The organism is Microbacterium paludicola (genome assembly GCF_039529675.1).
Classification (GTDB): domain Bacteria; phylum Actinomycetota; class Actinomycetes; order Actinomycetales; family Microbacteriaceae; genus Microbacterium; species Microbacterium paludicola.
Genome location: NZ_BAAANG010000001.1, coordinates 310,471 through 327,433 on the forward strand (window position 1 = coordinate 310,471; position 16,963 = coordinate 327,433).

Genomic DNA, 16,963 nt, shown 5'->3' on the forward strand with positions numbered 1-16,963 from the left:
GCGGGGAGGCGACGGCGACGGAGGCATCCGTTGTCGGATCCCCACGAGAAGGATCCGGACTCGACCACGGGCCCCGGTGCGCCTACTATCGATCCTATAGGATTTTGGATCGCGGGCGATGAGGCCCAGAGAGGAAGCGGCGCGATGACGCGACTGTTCAATGACCCGGCGGCGTTCGCCGACGAGATGACCCAGGGCTTCGCGGACGCGGCATCCCGCTGGGTGCAGCGCATCCCGGGCGGCGTCGTGCGCTCGACCCGCTCCGAGGACCAGCAGGTCGCCCTCGTCATCGGCGGCGGCAGCGGTCACTACCCGGCCTTCGGCGGGCTCGTCGGCCCGGGCATCGCGCACGGCGCGGCGATGGGCAACCTCTTCGCCTCGCCTTCGGCACACCAGGTGTACTCGGTGGCGAAGGCCGCCGACCAGGGCCGCGGCGTGCTGCTGAGCTACGGGAATTACGCCGGCGACGTGCTCCACTTCACCCAGGCGCAGGACCGCCTGAACGCCGAGGGCCACGACGTGCGCACCGTGCTGGTGACCGACGACATCTGGAGCGCGCCGCGCGAGCGCATCGATCAGCGCCGCGGGATCGCTGGCGACCTCGCCGTGTTCAAGGTCGCGGGTGCCGCAGCCGAGGCGGGCTACGGCCTCGACGGCGTCGAGCGGGTCGCCCGGTTGGCGAACGCCCGCACCCGGTCGTTCGGCGTGGCCTTCTCGGGCTGCACGCTGCCCGGCGCCGACGCGCCGCTGTTCGAGGTGCCCGAGGGCCGGATGGCCGTCGGCCTCGGCATCCACGGCGAGCCGGGGATCGACGAGGTCGACATCCCGACCGCCGCGGGCCTTGCCGAGATGTTCGTGACGAAGCTGCTCGAGGAGCTTCCCGACGGCGTGAGCCTCGGCGGCGCGCGCGTTGTGCCGATCCTGAACGGCCTCGGCAGCGTGAAGTACGAGGAGCTCTTCGTCGTCTACCGCACAGTTCACCGCCTGCTCGCCGAGCGCGGCGCGGTCGTGGTCGAGCCCGAGGTCGGCGAGCTGTGCACGAGCTTCGACATGGCGGGCTGCTCTCTCACGCTGCTGTGGCTCGACGAGGAGCTCGAGACGCTCTGGACGGCACCCGCCGACACCCCCGGTTACCGCAAGGGATCGGTCGCGCCGCAGCGGCACGTGGAGGTGCAGGTCGACGAGGCCGACGAGGAGCAGCCGATCGGGCCCGCGAGCGACGAGTCCCGTGCGCTGGGCCGCGCCATCGCCGACGGCCTCGACACCGTGGCCGGCGCCCTGGACGAGGCGGCCGACGACCTGGGCCGGATGGATCAGGTGGCCGGCGACGGCGACCACGGCATCGGCATGCAGCGCGGATCCCGCGCCGCCCGGGACGCCGCGCACCGGGCGGTGGACGGCGGCGCCGGGGCGCGCACCGTGCTCGCCCACGCCGCGGAGGCCTGGAGCGACAAGGCGGGCGGCACCTCGGGCGCCATCTGGGCCGAGATCCTCCGGACCGTCGGCGAGGCGCTCGGCGACGAGTCGACGGCGGATGCCGCGGCGGTCGCCGCCGGCGTGACGGCTGCGAAGGACGCCGTGATGGCCTTCGGCAAGGCGAAGGTCGGGGACAAGACGATGGTCGACGCGATGGTGCCCTTCGCCGACGCGCTAGCCGCGGTGGTCGCCGGCGGTCGAGGGCTCGCCGACGCGTGGGACCGCGCGACCACGGCGGCGGAGGGAGCCGCGCAGGGCACCGCCGACCTCGTCGCCACGCTCGGCCGGGCCCGCTCGCACGGCGAGAAGTCGATCGGCACTCCCGACCCGGGGGCGGTCTCCTTCGCCCTCGTCTGCCGCACCATCCACCGCACCCTCGGATAACGAACCGCGACACCGCGATCCCGCGGAGCTAAGGAGCAAGGAACATGGCACTTCGTCTCATCGTCGGCAGCGACGACGCCGGCTACCAGTACAAGGAGGCGCTGAAGGCGGACCTCGAGCAGAACGACCTCGTGGCGAGCGTCGTCGACGTCGGCGTCGACGCCGACGGGCACACCTCGTACCCGAAGATCGCGATCGAGGCCGCCGAGCGCGTCGCGCGCGGCGAGGCGGATCGCGCCCTGCTGATCTGCGGCACCGGTCTCGGCGTCGCGATCGCGGCGAACAAGGTCACCGGCATCCGTGCCGTCACGGCCCACGACTCCTACTCGGTGGAGCGTTCGGTGCTCTCCAACAACGCGCAGGTGCTGTGCATGGGGCAGCGGGTCGTCGGCCTCGAGCTCGCCCGGCGCCTCGCGCGCGAGTGGCTGACGTACGAGTTCGACGAGACCAGCCCCTCGAACGAGAAGGTCCAGGACATCTGCTCCTACGAGGGCGTCTGATCCCGTGTTCGTCATCGGGGCGAGCCTGAAGCTGTACTTCGGGCGGGAGCGGACGATGGCGTGGGCGCGCGCGGTCGCCGAGCTGTGCGCCTCGCACCCGGCGGTCTCGTCGGGTGTCGTGGAGCCCTTCGTCATCCCGAGCTTCCTGTCGATCCCTGAGGTCGTGGAGCTCGCGGGCGACGGGCCCGTGCGCGCCGGGGCGCAGGACGTGTTCTGGGACGAGGGGCCGTACACGGGCGAGGTGTCGGCGCGGCAGCTGGCGGAGTTCGGTGTGAGCTTCGTCGAGATCGGCCACGCCGAGCGCCGCCGGATGTTCGGCGAGACGGATGAGACCGTCGCCCGCAAGGTGGACGCGGCGCTCGCCGCGGGCCTCGTGCCGCTCGTCTGCGTGGGCGAGGAGGTGCACGGGTCGCCGGCCGCCGCCGCGGACGCCTGCGTGGCCCAGCTGCAGGCGTCGATCGGGCCCGCGCTCGCTGCGGGCCGGACGGGGCGGGTGCTCGTCGCGTACGAGCCGGTGTGGGCGATCGGAGCGGCCGACCCGGCCCCGGACGAGCACATCCGGGCGGTCTGCCTCCGGCTGCGGGAGGCGCTCGGGGAATCGGGGGCCGGTGACGGCTCGGCGGTGCTGTACGGGGGGAGTGCGGGGCCGGGGCTGCTGTCGCGGATCGCGGATGCCGTCGACGGGCTGTTCCTCGGGCGGTACGCGCATGATCCCGCGGCGTTCGGCCGTATTCTCGATGAAGCCCTCGCTTGCGCGAGTGCGGGCGGTCAGCGTTCAGCGGCCGGGGATGAGGGGCGCGGCGGCGACGTCGCGGAGAGGAGTGGGCGATGAGCAGTCTGCCGCTCGGGCGCGTCGTCGAGATCGAGCGTCGCGGTCTGCGCGACCGCGTCTACGACATGATCCTCGAGATGCTCCTCACCGGTGAGGTGGAGCCCGGGTCGCGCCTTTCGATCGACTCGATGGCGAGGCTGCTCGACGTGTCGCCCACGCCCGTCCGGGAGGCGATGGTGCAGCTGGAGCGCACCGGCCTCGTGACGCGCGAGGCGCTGCGCGGGTACCGCGTGGCCCCGCCGCTCGGGGCGGACGAGCTGGCGCAGCTGTTCGACGCGCGTCTCGTCATCGAGCCGGCCGCGGCTGCCGGCGCCGTGGCCGCGCGGGAGGAGCACGGCGAGTCCCTGCGTGCGGCTCACGCCGCGCACGTCGCCGCCGCGCAGCAGGTGATCGACGAGCACACGGATGCGGGAGTCCCGCTCGAGGTGACGAAGAGCTATTTCGCGGCGGACGGCGAGTTTCACCGGCAGCTGTTCCTCGCGGCGGGCAACCATTACCTGCTCGAGATGTACGACGGGCTCGGCGCTCTCGTGCACCGGATGCGGCAGGCGGTGCTCGGCGGCCCGGATGACGTGCGCGAGGCGGTGGCCGAGCACGAGGCGGTGCTGCACGCCGTGGAGCGCGGCGACGCGGAGGCCGCGGTCGTATGCATGCGGAGCCACATCCAGAACGTGCGCGGCCGATCGCTGCGCGACACCGAGCGCGCGTAGTCGCGGCGCTGGATGCGCACCCGGCGGCGGGTGCGCACGGACCCGGCGCCGGGGGTGCCTAAGCAACCCGGGCGAAGTGCGCTCAGCCAGTGACGCTGAGCGCGTTGCCTGCGACGCGGCCGGTGGAGCCCGTGCGGCTGCGCGGGCCCGTCATCTCGTCTCGCTTCGCTCGCTCGATAACCGAGCTGGCTGGCTCTCGCCTGGCGTGTGCGCTGTTGCCTGCGAGGCGACCGGCGCGGAGCCCGCGCGGCTGTGCGGGGCTGTCATCGTCGACTCGCTTCGCTCGCTCGATAACCGGATTGGCGCGGAGCCCGTGCGACACTGCGCGCCCATCTTCTCGGCTCGCTTCGCTCGCTCGATAACCGGATGTGGCTGCCCGCCCGCGTCAGGCGGCGCGCGGGGGCGGGTCCCAGAGCCAGCGCAGCGGGGACTTCGAGCGCAGCTCTCGCGGCGGGCCGTCCGGCGGGTGGAGCATGTGCGGGCCCGTGCCGTCGCGGCGGATCCGATGGCCGCGGTGGTGAAGGTTCATGTGGTGATACCGGCAGAGCAGGACCCCGCGGTCAATGTCGGTGCGCCCGCCGTGGGCCGCCCACTCGTCGATGTGGTGCGCCTCGCAGTACGAGGCCGGCATCGTGCAGCCGGGCCATACGCAGCCGCCATCCCTCACCGCCAGCGCGAGGCGCTGCTTCGGGGTGAACAGGCGCTGCTCCCGCCCCACGTCGAGCGGGTTTCCGCACGAGTCGACCGTGACCTCGACTGTGCCGGTGGTGCAGACAGCCTGCTCGACCGCCGCCGCGGGGAGGGCATCGCCGCCGTCCTCGAGATGCCCGACCGGATCGTCCTTCACGACGACGACGCGCACCCCCGGCTGCCGGGCGCCGAACACCTTCTCGGCGTCGGCGGTCGCCCCCGCACGGAGCACATCCATCAGCAGGTCGTACGCAAGCTGCTCGTTCGTGCGCGGATCGTCCACCAGCTGCTGCGCCCGATCGGCCTCGGCCGGGTCGACGAACCGGGGACCGCCGCGGCGGGGCCGCAGCGCGGCGTCGATCATCGCCTGCACCCACGCCGCGCCGTGGTCGTCGTACCGGATCCGCGCGTGACGCACCCCGTCGGCGTCGGTCCACATCCGGAACGACCGCGCCTCGTGCCGCGCGAGGTATCGCGCCTCGGCGCCGGTGGGATCGAGCCGGTCGCGGATCTGCCGCGCCACCGCCCCCAGGTCTTCCACCGTGCGCACCGCCACCTCGCCGAGCAGCTGCTCGGCGGCAAGGCGCCAGGCCTCGACCGCACCGGCGTCCGACGCGTCCGCTCCCGGCTCGACCGGTGGTGCACCGAGACCGCGCAGGATCGCATCCGCCTGCGCCGTCGTCGCCCGCCCGTCGAGCACGGCCGCGTCGACGGGCTCGTGCCACGGCACCGTCCGCTCGACGCCAGACCCCTCGTCCGACGACGGCTCGGCACCAGCGCCAGGCAGCGCCGCCTCGACAAGCGACTCCCCGAGCCGCACGTGCCTCACCGCCTCCGCCCGCGACGATCCGGACAGCTCCTGCACCAGATCGACGGCGTTGCGGTGCCCGCGCGCCTGCGCCAGGCCGCCGTGTCCCGCCTCCCGCGGCGATCGTGCGGCGACGACTCCCGCCCCGATCGACTGCATCCGCTGCCCGGCCTTCACGAGGGCCGCCCCGAGCCCCGTGAACCGCACGACGTCCTCGTCCGAGAGGGCCGCGATGGACTCGACGTCGACCGCCGCGAACGACGCGATCGCGTCGATCCGCTGCTGCAGTTCGGTGAGGAAGTCCATGCCCACAGTCTTCCCGGGGCCACCGACATTCAGGCGCGAAATCCCCAGTTCAGAAGGCACATCCGCGAATCGGTGGATAACTCGCCGCTGAGGCATCCTGTGGACGAAAGGCAACAGCCGATCACCCGCCGACCAACCCCCACCCAGGGCCTAGAACAGCCCCCGGCGACCCAGCCCCCTTGACTACCCGCTCCCTCGATCCTATAGGATCTTCGGTGGCGCCACGATGGCGCTCGGAATGCAACGGAGCACACCTATGGCGACTTCCTCGTACGAGTACACCAGGGAAGCCTGGCCCATCGCGACCTGCCTGCACGGGTTCCCGACCGTCGGCAAGGACGGCACTGCCCTGCATGACGCGTCCCCCGAGGTCTGGGACGACATGTTCGAGCAGATCGAGGACGTCGGCTTCACGCTCGCCGAGCTCGCCGACAGCCACGTGCGCCCCGCCGACCTCGACGCGAGCCGCACCGACGAGTTCCTGTCGATCGCCAAGGCGCACGGCGTGCGGATCCCGAGCGTTCACCTTCAGCGTCAGAGCGTGATCTGGCCGGGCCGCGAGGAGCAGAACCTCGCCTACGCCCACCGCACGATCGACGCCGCGGCCGAGTGGGGGATGGACGTCTTCTCCACCGGCCTTCACCAGCCCTTCACCGAGGCGCAGCGCAAGGCGCTGTGGTTCTGGACCGCGCAGGGGCCGAAGGATCCGGATGACCCCGAGGTCTGGAGCGCCGCCGTCACGCGCCTGCGTGAGCTCGGCCGTCACGCCGCCGAGGTCGGGCTGCAGATGTCGCTCGAGATGTACGAGGACACGTACGTCGGCACGGCCGACAGCGCCGTGCGCCTGATCGAGGACATCGGCCTCGACAACGTCGGCATCAACCCCGACATCCCCAACCTCATCCGTCTTCACCGGCCCATCGAGGACTGGCGCGAGATGTTCGCGAAGACCCTCCCGTACACGAACTACTGGCACGTGAAGAACTACACGCGCGACGAGGCGGCCGACGGCTCGTGGGCGACCTCCGTTCCCACGTCGATGGAGCTCGGCCTCATCAACTACCGCCAGGTCGTCCGCGACGCCATCCACGACCACGGCTTCCGCGGCATCTTCCTCATGGAGCAGTACGGCGGCGATTCGCTCGGCGTCTGCGCCACGAACGCGGCGTACCTGCGCACGCTCATCCCCCGCACCGTCACCGACATCAAGGAGTGACCGAATGACCACCATCGCCATCGTCGGCTCGGGCTACATGGGCGGCGGCATCGCCCAGGTGCTGGCCCTCGCCGGCTACGACGTCCGCATCGCCGACCTCTCCGCCGAGATCGCCGCCGCCAACCTCGAGCGCCTGATCACCGAGGCCGGCCAGTTCGTCGCCGACGGTCTGTTCCCGGATGACGCGGTGCAGCGGATCCAGGATCGGATCAGCGCGGCCGAGTCGATCGAGGACGCCGTCGCCGACGCCGACTTCATCGAGGAGGCGGTGCCCGAGAAGATCGAGATCAAGCACGCGACCCTCTCGCGGATCTCGCAGGCGGCCCGTCCGGATGCGGTCATCGGATCCAACACGTCGACGATCCTGATCGCCTCCCTCGCGACCGCGGTGGAGCGCCCGGAGCGCTTCCTCGGTGTTCACTTCTCGAACCCGGCGCCGTTCATCCCGGGCGTGGAGATCATCCCCCACGAGGGGACGGACGAGGCGCTCCTGCCGTTCGTCGAGGAGATCGTGCAGGCGACGGGAAAGCAGACGGCGCGGGTCAAGGACTCGACGGGCTTTGTGCTGAACCGCCTGCAGTACGCGCTGTTCGCCGAGGCCTCGCAGCTCGTCGAGGAGGGCGTCGCGTCGGCGACCGACATCGACACGATCGTCCGCACCACGTTCGGATTCCGGCTGCCGTTCTTCGGCCCGTTCGCGATCGCCGACATGGCCGGGCTCGACGTCTACGCGTTCTGCTACGAGTCGCTGCAGACCCGCTGGCCCGAGCGCTTCGCCACCCCGGCCGCGCTCAAGGAGCTCGTCGACGCCGGCAAGCTGGGCACGAAGTCGGGCGGCGGCTTCCTCGACCTGCCCACCGAGCGCACGCCCGAGCTGATCGCGTACCGCAACAAGGCGTACGTCGCGATGCAGAAGCTGCTCGACGAGCTCGGGCCGGCCCCGATCCACGCGCCCGCCGACGAGGCCCGGGAGGCGACCGCATGACGACGTTCCCCGAACAGCGCAGCGTGATCCTCACCGGCGCGGCCTCTCCCCGCGGCATCGGCCGGGCGACCGCCCACTTCCTCGCCGAGCGGGGCTGGAGCGTCGGGATCATCGACCTCGACGAGTCCGCCGCTCAGGCCGTCGCGGCCGAGGTCGCCGAGACCCACGGTGTCTCGGCGGCCGGCGCCGGCGCGAACGTCGCCGACGAGCAGCAGGTGCGTGCCGCGTTCGACGCGCTCGAGCCGCAGCTGCCGCAGCTGGTCGCGCTCGTGAACCTCGCCGGGGTCTCGTCGGCCGACCCGTACCTCGAGGTCACGCCGGACGAGTGGAACCGCGTGATCGGCGTGAACCTCAACGGCGTCCACTACGCCACCCGTCGCGCCGTCGAGACGATGACCGCGAACGGCGTCGGCCGCGTCGTCAGCATGTCGTCGATCTCGGCCCAGCGCGGCGGTGGCACGTTCTCGAAGACCGCCTACTCGGCCGCGAAGGCCGGCGTGATCGGCTTCACGCGGTCGGTGGCGCGCGAGCTCGGCCGGCACGGCGTCACGGTCAACGCCATCGCGCCCGGCCCGATCGACACCGACATCATGGGCGGCACGCTCACGGAGGAGCGCAAGAGCACCATGGCGGCCGACGGCGTGCTCGGCCGGATCGGCACCCCGCGCGACGTCGCGGCGGGAATCGCCTACCTCATCAGCGAAGACGCCGGCTATGTGACGGGCCAGACCCTGAACATCGACGGCGGCACCTACATGCACTGACGGGACATCCATGAATCTGCGCAGCTGGTCGAAGAGCCGCCTGATCTTCCTGGGCCTGGGCATCGTCCTGGTCGCGATCGGCATCTGGCTGATCGTCCCGGAGATGCTCGCCGGCTGATCGGCCCGACAACCGCGGCCAGCCACCGCGATCGGGCCGGCCCCCGCGATCGGGCCGGCCCCCGCGGCCGGCCCATCCGGTCCTCATCCCAAAGACACTCAAAGGAGAGTTCACTCATGGCAGACACCGCGACACTGCGGACGGAGCCTCTCGCCAGTGCGGTCCGCAAGGCGACACGGCACCTCATGCCGATGCTCGTCATCCTGTACTTCGTCGCCTTCCTCGACCGCACGAACGTCGGCTTCGCGGAGGACGCGCTGCAGATGGAGCGCGGGATCTCGGCGGGCGCGTTCGCGCTCGGCGCGGGCATCTTCTTCATCGGCTACGCGATCTTCGAGATCCCCAGCAACCTGCTGCTGAAGAAGTTCGGGGCCCGCTGGTGGCTCGCCCGCATCGCGATCACGTGGGGCATCGTCGCGGCGGCGTTCGCGTTCACGACGAACGACACGATGTTCATCATCCTGCGGTTCCTGCTCGGTGTGACCGAGGCTGGTCTGTTCCCGGGCGTGATCATGTTCCTCGCCGAGTGGTTCCCGAACAAGGTGCGCGTGCGCATGTTCGCGATCTTCTACCTCGCGCAGCCCTTCTCGCAGATGCTCGGGGCTCCGCTCTCGGGCGGCCTGATCAGCTTCGGTGACCAGTACACCCCGTGGGCGGGCTGGCAGGTGATGTTCTTCAGCGAGGGGATGCTCGCGGTCATCGCCGGAATCGCGGCGATCTTCCTCCTGATCGACAGCCCGCAGAAGGCGAAGTGGCTGGATCCGGATGAGAAGGCCGCGCTGATCGACGTCATGGAGCGCGAGGACTCGGTGCGGCAGGAGGACGGCCCGACCGGCGTCTGGCGCGCGATGTCGAACTGGAAGGTCTGGTACTTCACCGTCATCTACTTCTGCCTGCAGATCGCGGTGTACGGCACGACGTTCTACCTGCCGCAGCAGGTGTCGGGGCTCATCGGCCAGGAGGTCGGCTGGCAGGTCGGCCTGGTCGCCGCCATTCCGTGGCTCGTCGGCCTGTTCGCCTGCTACTACTTCGGCAACAAGGCCAACACGATCAAGCGCCGGCGCAACTGGGGGACGATCTTCTACATCCTCACGGGAGTGTTCATCCTCGGCTCCGCGTGGGCGGGTGCCTCGAACCAGCCGGTGCTCGGCATCCTGTGCATCACGGTCGCCGTGGCGAGCTTCCTCTCGGTCGGCCCGATCACCTGGTCGTACCCCACGGCGTTCCTCACCGGAACGGCCGCGGCGGCGGGTATCGGCCTGATCAACTCGCTCGGAAACCTCGGCGGGTTCGTCGCGCCGCTGATGCGCACCGCCTTCAACGAGGCGATGCCGACCGACAGCGGCGCGTGGGGAGTCGTCTCGCTCGGTGTGTTCGCGTTCCTCGCCGCCGCGATGATCGCGGGAACCCGGTACTTCCGGGCGAAGGCGGACGACCTGCTGGAGGAGGAGGCGCTGACGACGCCCTCCCACTGATCGCGTCACGCCGATCATCGGCGGAGACGACCGGCTGGTGCGGGTGGTCGACCGCCTCGTTGCGGCTCAGCCGGCGCCGCGGCCGCGCATCCCGGCTCACAGATAGATTGGCGACGGTGCGCCCCTCGGCGCGCCGATCCCCTCAGCAACAGCGTCGTCGATGAAGGAGAACCCGATGTCCGAACCCGCCAGGCAGCGCCAGGCCCTCGTCGTGCGCGGCGGATGGGACGGGCATCACCCCGTCGAGGCGACCGAGCTGTTCATCCCGTTCCTGCGGGAGAACGGCTTCGACGTGCGGATCGAGGAGAGCCCCGCCGTCTACGCCGACGCCGACGTCATGGCGGCGACCGACCTCATCGTCCAGTGCAACACGATGAACACGATCGAGAAGGACGAGCTGCTCGGGCTGCGCGCGGCGATCGAGGCGGGCACCGGGATGGCCGGATGGCACGGCGGCATCGCCGACTCGTATCGCAACAGCTCCGACTATCTGCAGCTCATCGGCGGGCAGTTCGCGACGCATCCGGGACGGCACCCCGACGAGCGGCCGGGGAACGAGGAGGACAACTACCTTCCCTACACGGTCGAGATCACCGACCTCGGTCGCACGCACGAGATCACCGCCGGGATCGACGACTTCGAGCTGAACACCGAGCAGTACTGGGTGCTGCACGACGACCTGATCGACGTGCTGGCGACCACAACGCACCCCACGCAGCCGTACCACCCGTGGCACCGCCCCATCACATCGCCGGCGGTCTGGACGCGCCTGTGGGGTAAGGGGCGGATCTTCGTCGCCACGCCGGGCCACTCGGTCGACGTGCTCGAGGGCCCGAACGTCCGCACGATCATCGAGCGGGGGATGCTGTGGGCGAGCCGGTGACGCGCGGGGCCTGGACCCCGGGATCCGGTCCCCTCCGGGTCGGCGTCGTCGGATGCGGCAACATCGTCGAGCAGTACCTGCAGACGCTGCCGCGCCTTCCCGACGTGCGGCTCGTCGCCGCGGCCGATCTCGACCGGTCGCGCGCCGAGGCGGTGGCGGCCCGCGTGGACGGCGCCCGGGCGCTGACGGTCGACGAGCTCATCGCCGACCCCGACGTGGATCTCGTGCTGAACCTCACGATCCCCGCCGCGCACGATGCGATCGCGCTCGCCGCGATCCGCGCCGGCAAGCACGTGCACGGCGAGAAGCCGCTGGCGGCCGTGACCTCGGCGGCGCGCGCCGTGCTGGATGCCGCCGCCGAGGCGGGCCTCGTCGCGAGCTGCGCGCCCGACACGGTGCTCGGCACCGGCACGCAGACCGCGCGCGCGGCCATCGACGAGGGCCTCATCGGGCAACCGATCGCCGCCACCGCGGTCATGCTGACCCCGGGTCACGAGCGCTGGCACCCGAACCCCGACTTCTACTACCAGCCGGGCGGCGGCCCCCTGTTCGACATGGGGCCGTACTACATCTCGGCGCTCGTGACGCTGCTCGGGCCCGTGGTCTCGGTCGTCGGCGCCGCGAGCAGCCTGCGAGACGAGCGGGCGATCGGGTCCGGATCCCGCGCGGGCGAGGTCATCCCGGTCGACGTCGACACCCACGTCACCGGAGTGCTCGTGCACGAGTCGGGCGCGCTGTCGACCCTCGTGATGTCGTTCGACGCGGTCGCGACGCGCTCGTCGAACATCGAGATCCATGGCACCGCCGGATCGATGATCGTGCCCGACCCGAACCACTTCGCCGGAGACGTCGAGGTCAACGCGCTCGGCGGTGACGGGTGGCAGACGATCCCGCCCTCCGGTGGGTACGTCGACGCCGGCCGCGGCATCGCGCTGCAGGACTTCGTGGCCACGGGCGCCGCGCCGCGCGCGTCCGGCGCGCTCGCCTTCCACGTGCTCGATGTCATGGAGTCGTTCATCCGCGCCGCCCACGAGGGCCGCGCGATCGAGGTCGCCAGCACGTGCGACCGCCCCGCCCCCGTCCCGCTCACGGAACTGGATTGATCCGATGCATCACAAGCCCGCCCTCCGCGTCGCCCTGATCGGCTACTCCTTCATGGGGAAGATCCACGCCCAGGCGTGGCAGACCGCCCCGCGCTTCTTCGACGTCGAGGCCCGCGTCGACCTCGTGGTCGGCCGCGACGAGACCGCCGTTGCCGACTTCGCCCACCGGTTCGACATCCCGCGATGGGCGACCGACTGGCGCGACGCCGTGAACGACCCGGACATCGACGCGGTCGACATCTGCGTGCCGGGCGACCTTCACGCCGAGATCTCGGATGCCGCGCTCGCCGCCGGAAAGCACGTGCTGTGCGAGAAGCCGCTCGCCAACTCGGTCGCCGACGCCGAACGGATGGCCCGCATCGCCGCCGACGCCCGCGCGAAGGGCGTGCAGTCGATGGTCGGCTTCAGCTACCGCGGCACGCCCGCGCTCGGGGCGATGAAGAAGCTGATCGAGGACGGCCGGATCGGCACGATCCGCCACATCCGCGCCACGTACCTGCAGGACTGGATCGTGGACGAGGACTTCCCGCTCGTCTGGCGCCTGCAGCGCGACAAGGCGGGATCCGGATCGCTCGGCGACATCGGCGCGCACATCGTCGACATGGCGACGTTCCTCACGGGCCAGCGCCTGACGGGAGTGAGCGCCCTGACCGAGACCTTCGTGAAGGAGCGGCCGCTCGTCGCCTCCTCCGGTTCGCTCGCCGCGACGGCCGGCGAGGGGACGGGCGTCGTGGACGTCGACGACGCCGCGGTCTTCATCGCCCGCACCGACGGCGGCGCGCTCGCCACGTTCGAGGCGACGCGCTTCGCCGCGGGACGCAAGAACGCGATCCGGATCGAGATCAACGGCTCGAAGGGATCCGTCGCCTTCGACTTCGAGCGGATGAACGAGTTCGAGTTCCACGACCACACGCTGCCGGGCGCCGAGGCGGGCTTCCGTCGCATCGTCGCGACAGAGCCGGAGCATCCGCACCTCGACGCGTGGTGGCCCGCGGGCCACGGCCTCGGCTACGAGCACACGTTCACGCACGAGGTGGTGGAGTTCGCCCGCGCCGTCGCCGCCGGCACCGCGCCGAGCCCCTCGTACGAGGATGGCCTGTACGTGCAGCGGGTGCTCGACGCGGTGGAGCGCTCGGCGGCCGCCGGGGCGGGGTGGGTCGCGCTGGAGGGCTGATCCTGCGGCGGGCGCACCAGCGTGATCCCAGCCGCTCTCCCGTAGCCTTGACCCCATGACCGACACGCCCGCGCGCACTCCCTCCGACAGGCCTGTGAACACGCCCGTCCGTGCGACCGGCGTGCGTCAGGTGCGCCCCAAGACCGAGGGATGGCAGCAGGCGAAGGATGAGACGGGTCGCCCGCTGCTCCAGTTCGCGAGCCCGAAGCGCGGCAAGCCGCCCGTGCACCTCGCCGACCTCACGCCCGAGCAGCGCGTCGAGAAGGCGAAGGAGCTCGGCCTGCCGGGCTTCCGCGCGAAGCAGCTGGCGAAGCACTACTTCCAGCACTGGACGAGCGACCCGGCCGACATGACCGACCTTCCGGCCGCCGGCCGCGAGGAGCTCGTCGCCGGCATGCTGCCGAACCTCCTCACCGAGGTGCGTCGTCTGCAGACCGACAACGGCGACACCATCAAGTTCCTCTGGCGCCTGCACGACGGCGCGCTCGTCGAGTCGGTGCTGATGCGCTATCCCGGCCGCATCACCCTGTGCGTCTCGTCGCAGGCGGGCTGCGGCATGAACTGCCCGTTCTGCGCCACCGGCCAGGCGGGCCTGACGCGCAACATGTCGTCGGCCGAGATCATCGAGCAGATCGTGCGCGCGAACCGCGCCATCGCGAACGGCGAGCTCGGCAAGCGCGAGCACGCCGACGAGCGCGTCACGAACATCGTCTTCATGGGGATGGGCGAGCCGCTGGCGAACTACGCCCGCGTGATGCACGCCGTCCGCACGATGGTCGACAAGAAGGACGGCCTCGGGATGAGCGCCCGCGGCATCACGGTCTCGACCGTCGGTCTCGCGCCGGCCATCCGGAAGCTGGCGGATGAGGACATCCCCGTCACCTTCGCGCTCTCGCTTCACGCGCCCGACGACGAGCTCCGCGACGAGCTGATCCCGGTCAACTCGCGCTGGAAGGTCGACGAGGTGCTGGATGCCGCGCGCGGCTACTTCGAGAAGACCGGCCGCCGGGTGTCCATCGAGTACGCGCTGATCCGCGACATGAACGACCACCCGTGGCGCGCCGATCTGCTCGCCGAGAAGCTCAACGCCCGCGGCCGAGGCTGGGTGCACGTGAACCCGATCCCCCTCAACCCGACCCCCGGATCCGTCTGGGATGCGTCGGAGCGCTCCGTCCAGCGCGAGTTCGTGCGCCGCCTCAACGACGCCGGCGTGCCGACCACCATCCGCGACACCCGCGGCAAGGAGATCGACGGCGCCTGCGGTCAGCTCGTGGCGACGGAAGAGGACCAGGCGGCCGCGACCGCCGCCGTCTGAGGCCTGCCGCCGCTCGCACCCCGCCTGCCGCCGAGCAGGCATCCCGACGCCCAGCAGGCATCTGCACGCATGCCTTCTCGCGGCGGAGATACCTGCTCGCGACGCCGGATGTGCTCTCGGCGAGGTCAGTCGATCTGCTCCGGCTCTGAATCCCAGAGCTGCGACAGATTAATAGCCTGATCAGGCGAATTCGCGCCGTCGCACCCCCCGGCGCGCGATAGCGTTAGGCCATGGTCAACTATCGCTATCTCGGCAACAGCGGCTTCAAGGTCTCGGAGATCACCTACGGCAACTGGGTGACCCACGCGTCGCAGGTCGAGAACGACGCCGCGATCGCCACGGTCCACGCCGCGCTCGACGCCGGCATCACCACGTTCGACACTGCCGACACCTATGCCAACACTGCGGCCGAGGAGGTGCTCGCCGAGGCGCTGAAGGGCCAGCGTCGCGAGGGGCTCGAGATCTTCACGAAGGTCTACTTCCCGATCGGCCCGATGGGACCGAACGACACCGGCCTGTCGCGCAAGCACATCATGGACGGGATCCACGGGTCGCTGCGCCGCCTGAACGTCGAGTACGTCGACCTGTTCCAGGCGCACCGCTACGACTACGAGACCCCGCTCGAGGAGACGATGCAGGCCTTCGCCGACATCGTGCGCCAGGGCAAGGCGCTCTACATCGGCGTCTCGGAGTGGACGGCCGAGCAGCTGCGCGAGGGCCACGCCCTGGCGAAGCAGCTGGGGTTCCAGCTGGTCTCGAACCAGCCGCAGTACTCGATGCTCCACCGCGTGATCGAGGGCAAGGTCGTCCCCGCCTCCGAGGAGCTCGGGATCTCGCAGATCGTCTGGTCGCCGATGGCGCAGGGCGTGCTGAGCGGCAAGTACCTCCCCGGTCAGCCGGTGCCCGAGGGAAGCCGCGCGACCGACGAGAAGAGCGGCGCGAACTTCATCCAGGGCTGGCTGCGCGACGAGGTGCTCACCGCCGTGCAGAAGCTCAAGCCGATCGCCGAGCAGGCCGGCCTCACGATGCCGCAGCTCGCGATCGCGTGGGTGCTGCAGAACCCGAACGTCGCGGCGGCGCTCGTCGGCGCCTCGCGTCCCGAGCAGCTCGCCGACACCGTCAAGGCGTCGGGTGTCAAGCTCGAGGCCGACGTGATGACGGCGATCGACGAGGCCCTCGCCGGCGTCGTGAACGACGACGCCGAGGGCACCTACAGCGTGTCGCCGAAGTCGCGCCTCGTCTGACGTCGTGTTACCGCCGGGAGGGCGCCGGACGGCGTCCTCCCGGCGAACCTTGGCATGATCTACTCGTGACCTCTGCCCGCCTCCCGACGCCGCTGCGTGTCGTCTACGGGCTCTTCGGCATCGCCGCGCTCACCGCGCTCGCCTTCACGGTCGTGTTCTTCACGCGCTGGGTCTCGTCGCTCGGCCCGGTCGAGGCTTTTCTCGCCGCGTACCCCGGCACGCCCCCGCTCCCCGAGGGGCAGGGCATCGGCATCCCGCCCTGGCTGTCTTGGACGCACTTCCTGAACGCGTTCTTCCTGCTGCTGATCATCCGGTCCGGCATCCGGATCCGCGGCGAGAAGACCCCGAGAGGGCTCTGGACGTCGCGACGCGTGAAGAAGCGCAGGATGAGCCTCACGATCTGGTTCCACCTCGCGATCGACGTCCTCTGGATGCTCAACGGCGTCGCGTACGTTGTGCTGCTGTTCGCCACGGGGCACTGGGTGCGCATCGTCCCGACGAGCCTCGACGTGTTCCCGCACGCGCTCTCGGCGCTGATCCAGTACGTCTCGCTCGACTGGCCGACCCACGGCGGCTGGACCGGATACAACGGCCTGCAGCAGCTGTTCTACTTCGCGATCGTGTTCCTCGCGACGCCCCTCGCCATCCTGACGGGCGCGCGGCTGAGCGCGTTCTGGCCCCGCGGCGACTCGCGCCTCAACCGCGCGTTCCCGGTCGACCTGGCGAAGGCCATCCACTTCCCGACGATGCTGTTCTTCGTCGGCTTCGTGATCGTCCACGTCGGTCTTGTGCTCGCGACGGGCGCGCTGCGCAACCTGAACGCGATGTACGGCGGGCAGGATGCCGTCAACTGGACGGGCTTCTGGATCTTCGTCGCCTCGCTCGTCGCGATGGCCGGCGGATGGATCGCGGCACGCGACCGCGTCATCGCGCCGATCGCGCAGCTCTTCGGCGACGTCCGGATGCGCCCGTCCCGCTGA

Annotated in this window: 15 protein-coding genes; 14 read left to right on the top strand and 1 reads right to left on the bottom strand. The window is 70.9% G+C overall.

Annotation, left to right across the window (positions count from 1 at the left end; all coding sequences use genetic code 11):
- The first annotated feature begins 144 nt into the window (after positions 1–144).
- From ABD161_RS01510 to ABD161_RS01525, 4 genes are read left to right on the top strand one after another with little or no spacing between them, the layout of a single operon-like run.
- Entirely contained in the window at positions 145–1,860 is a 1,716-nt protein-coding gene (locus ABD161_RS01510) for a dihydroxyacetone kinase family protein (protein WP_343999009.1), read from the top strand.
- Between the two features lie 44 nt (positions 1,861–1,904).
- Complete coding sequence (locus tag ABD161_RS01515) at positions 1,905–2,360, top strand: ribose-5-phosphate isomerase (RefSeq protein WP_343999011.1); 456 nt, start codon at positions 1,905–1,907, stop codon at positions 2,358–2,360.
- A gap of 4 nt (positions 2,361–2,364) precedes the next feature.
- Positions 2,365–3,192 (top strand): triose-phosphate isomerase family protein, encoded by an 828-nt coding sequence (locus tag ABD161_RS01520; RefSeq protein WP_343999013.1) that lies wholly within the window; start codon positions 2,365–2,367, stop codon positions 3,190–3,192.
- Positions 3,189–3,902, top strand: a complete 714-nt coding sequence (locus ABD161_RS01525; protein ID WP_343999015.1) for a GntR family transcriptional regulator — start codon at positions 3,189–3,191, stop codon at positions 3,900–3,902. Before ABD161_RS01520 ends, ABD161_RS01525 begins: the two co-directional genes overlap by 4 nt.
- Positions 3,903–4,287: 385 nt before the next feature.
- Here ABD161_RS01525 and ABD161_RS01530 read toward each other — a convergent pair whose 3' ends face one another.
- Positions 4,288–5,706 carry an HNH endonuclease signature motif containing protein gene (locus ABD161_RS01530; RefSeq protein ID WP_343999017.1) on the bottom strand — a complete coding sequence of 473 codons (1,419 nt, stop codon included), beginning with the start codon at positions 5,704–5,706 and terminating at the stop codon, positions 4,288–4,290.
- A 256-nt stretch (positions 5,707–5,962) separates the two neighbouring features.
- Between ABD161_RS01530 and ABD161_RS01535 the strand changes: the two genes are divergently transcribed.
- The 10 genes from ABD161_RS01535 to ABD161_RS01580 all read left to right on the top strand — a co-directional run bounded on the left by ABD161_RS01535 (position 5,963) and on the right by ABD161_RS01580 (position 16,963).
- Complete coding sequence (locus ABD161_RS01535) at positions 5,963–6,922, top strand: sugar phosphate isomerase/epimerase family protein (RefSeq protein WP_343999018.1); 960 nt, start codon at positions 5,963–5,965, stop codon at positions 6,920–6,922.
- Between the two features lie 4 nt (positions 6,923–6,926).
- Positions 6,927–7,907, top strand: a complete 981-nt coding sequence (locus ABD161_RS01540; protein WP_343999020.1) for a 3-hydroxyacyl-CoA dehydrogenase family protein — start codon at positions 6,927–6,929, stop codon at positions 7,905–7,907.
- Entirely contained in the window at positions 7,904–8,671 is a 768-nt protein-coding gene (locus ABD161_RS01545) for an SDR family NAD(P)-dependent oxidoreductase (RefSeq protein WP_343999022.1), read from the top strand. Before ABD161_RS01540 ends, ABD161_RS01545 begins: the two co-directional genes overlap by 4 nt.
- 234 nt (positions 8,672–8,905) lie before the next feature.
- Complete coding sequence (locus tag ABD161_RS01550; protein WP_343999024.1) at positions 8,906–10,264, top strand: MFS transporter; 1,359 nt, start codon at positions 8,906–8,908, stop codon at positions 10,262–10,264.
- Positions 10,265–10,439: 175 nt separating this feature from the next.
- Positions 10,440–11,147, top strand: a complete 708-nt coding sequence (locus tag ABD161_RS01555; RefSeq protein WP_343999026.1) for a ThuA domain-containing protein — start codon at positions 10,440–10,442, stop codon at positions 11,145–11,147.
- A complete protein-coding gene (locus ABD161_RS01560) occupies positions 11,132–12,250 on the top strand; it encodes a Gfo/Idh/MocA family protein (RefSeq protein ID WP_343999029.1) in 1,119 nt (372 codons plus the stop codon). Before ABD161_RS01555 ends, ABD161_RS01560 begins: the two co-directional genes overlap by 16 nt.
- Positions 12,251–12,254: 4 nt before the next feature.
- Positions 12,255–13,424 (top strand): Gfo/Idh/MocA family protein, encoded by a 1,170-nt coding sequence (locus ABD161_RS01565; RefSeq protein ID WP_343999031.1) that lies wholly within the window; start codon positions 12,255–12,257, stop codon positions 13,422–13,424.
- Positions 13,425–13,479: 55 nt separating this feature from the next.
- Positions 13,480–14,739 carry a dual-specificity RNA methyltransferase RlmN gene (rlmN, locus tag ABD161_RS01570; RefSeq protein ID WP_343999033.1) on the top strand — a complete coding sequence of 420 codons (1,260 nt, stop codon included), beginning with the start codon at positions 13,480–13,482 and terminating at the stop codon, positions 14,737–14,739.
- A gap of 230 nt (positions 14,740–14,969) precedes the next feature.
- Positions 14,970–15,983, top strand: a complete 1,014-nt coding sequence (locus ABD161_RS01575) for an aldo/keto reductase family protein (RefSeq protein ID WP_135114420.1) — start codon at positions 14,970–14,972, stop codon at positions 15,981–15,983.
- Between the two features lie 65 nt (positions 15,984–16,048).
- Positions 16,049–16,963 (top strand): cytochrome b/b6 domain-containing protein, encoded by a 915-nt coding sequence (locus tag ABD161_RS01580; RefSeq protein ID WP_343999036.1) that lies wholly within the window; start codon positions 16,049–16,051, stop codon positions 16,961–16,963.